Here is a 1,830-nt window from a genome sequence, read left to right as displayed (position 1 = left end):
CGTACACGCTGCCGAACGGCTCGCAGAGCTTCTTCGGCGACTTCACCAATGCCGGCAAGGGCACCGTGAACGGCGTGGAAGTGGAGTACCAGTTCCTGCCGACGGCCAACTGGCTGATCAGCGGCAACCTGGCCTGGCTGGACGCGAAGTACGACGAGTTCATCACCAGCGGCGTAAACGTGGCCGACAGCCAGCGCTTCACCAATGCACCGGAATTCTCCGGCGCGCTCAACGTGGAGTACCGCACCGACCTGGCCAACGGCGGCAACCTGTCCGCGCGCGTGGGCTACTCGTACCAGTCTGAAGTGTGGCCGACCACCGACCTGAGCCCGCTGATCCGGCAGGAGGGCTACGGCCTGGTCAACGCGGGCGTGATCTGGAAGCTCGACGACGCGTGGAGCCTGTCGCTGCAGGGCACCAACCTGGCGGACGAGGAGTACCGCACCACCGGTTACAACATCGCCGCCTATGGCGTGCTGACCGGCTTCTACGGTCCGCCGCGCCAGTACAGCCTGACCGCGCGCTACGACTTCTGACGCGTAGCCCCAGGCGACGCGGCGCTGTGCATGCAGCGCCGCGTCGTCGTTCGTGGGCGGGTGCGCGGAAGGCGGGCGCGCCTCAGGGTTTGCGGGCGGGGCGTTCGGGCTTGCGCGGCGACGCCGGGTACTCCTCAGCCAGCAGGCCCGCCACACCGGTGGTCGGAGCCGGGGTTCCCTTGTCGGTCCTGGCGACCGAGCACTCCTGCTTGTCCTGGGCCAGGTTGGGGCAACTGACGCACTGCTTGCCGTCGGTATTGTTGACGCAGATCTCGTAGTTGTCGCCCTTGTTGGCAATGCTGCAGTCCGGGCCACGCGATATGCAGATGCCGAGCGCTGTACTGGTGCGCGTTGCCCAGGCGGGCGCGGATGCGGCAAGCAGCACGAGGGACAGCGCGGCGAAGCGCAGGAACATGGGGTTGTGCATGGCGATCTCCTTTTTCGACTCCGTGTGGGCACCCCCTTGGGCCCGGCGATGACGGAGCCGCGTGGCGGCAATCCCCTCGGAAGGAGCGTTCCGAGCGGCTTCGTCATGAGGAAGAACGAGGCCCTGCGCAGGCATCGGCCACGGAAACGGGCAGGGGACAGTGCCGATCGTCGGCGCGGTAAGATCGTGGCTGGGCGGAGAGGACCATTCGAGGAAGCATGCTGAGCATCGGCATCGTGGTGCTGGCGGGGCTGCTCTGGCTGGGCGTGCTGTTCGGCTCGGCGCTGTATGCCGAACACCATCCGCGCGTGCTCGCGGTACAGTGGCCCTACATCTACGCGTTGTCGCTCGCGGTGTACTGCACCTCGTGGACGTTCTTCGGCACAGTGACGCAGGCCGCGCGTTACGGCTGGCCGCTGCCGCCCACCTTTGTCGGCACCATCCTGCTGTATGTGTTCGGTGCGTTCCTGCTGGTGCGGCTGGTGCGCATGGCGCGCGAATCCAACGCGACCTCGCTGGCCGACCTGATCGCCACGCGGCTGGGCAAGGACGGCTGGCTGGCGGCCACCATCACCCTGGTCGCGGCGCTGGGCCTGATTCCCTACATCGCGTTGCAGTTGAAGGCGGTGGCGATGAGCTTCGCGCTGCTGACGCGTTCGCCCGGCAACGATGCGCTGCCGGCCTGGCAGGACAGCGCGCTGTACGTGGCGCTGGCGATGGCGGTGTTCGCGATGCTGTTCGGCACGCGGCGCGCCAGCGCGGTTGAGCACAACCGCGGCCTCGTGTTGGCGATGGCGTTCGAATCGCTGTTCAAGCTGGCGGCGATGCTGGCGCTGGGCGTGTTCGTCTGGTGGGGCCTGCCGGAAT

At 67.4% G+C, this 1,830-nt stretch carries 3 protein-coding genes; 2 read left to right on the top strand and 1 reads right to left on the bottom strand.

Annotated features, from left to right (window positions below; all coding sequences use genetic code 11):
* Window positions 1-536 (top strand): TonB-dependent receptor domain-containing protein (locus tag AC04L7_RS17910; protein ID WP_475513594.1); only part of this gene is annotated, 536 nt, incomplete at its 5' end.
* A gap of 82 nt (window positions 537-618) precedes the next feature.
* Here AC04L7_RS17910 and AC04L7_RS17905 read toward each other — a convergent pair.
* Window positions 619-963 (bottom strand): hypothetical protein, encoded by a 345-nt coding sequence (locus tag AC04L7_RS17905; protein WP_296282685.1) that lies wholly within the window; start codon window positions 961-963, stop codon window positions 619-621.
* Between the two features lie 218 nt (window positions 964-1,181).
* On the opposite strand from AC04L7_RS17905, the gene AC04L7_RS17900 reads away from it, so the two are divergent.
* Window positions 1,182-1,830, top strand: a 649-nt coding sequence (locus AC04L7_RS17900; protein ID WP_475513593.1) for an SLC5/6 family protein, incomplete at its 3' end; no start/stop codon positions are given.

The organism is Pseudoxanthomonas sp. LjRoot204_2 (assembly GCF_056175765.1).
This window is presented reverse-complemented; position numbering and strand designations above follow the sequence as displayed.

Excerpts from the sequence above, each read along its gene's own strand:
- AC04L7_RS17905 (WP_296282685.1), bottom strand. The coding sequence starts at position 963 with ATGCACAACCCCATGTTCCTGCGCTTCGCCGCGCTGTCCCTCGTGCTG.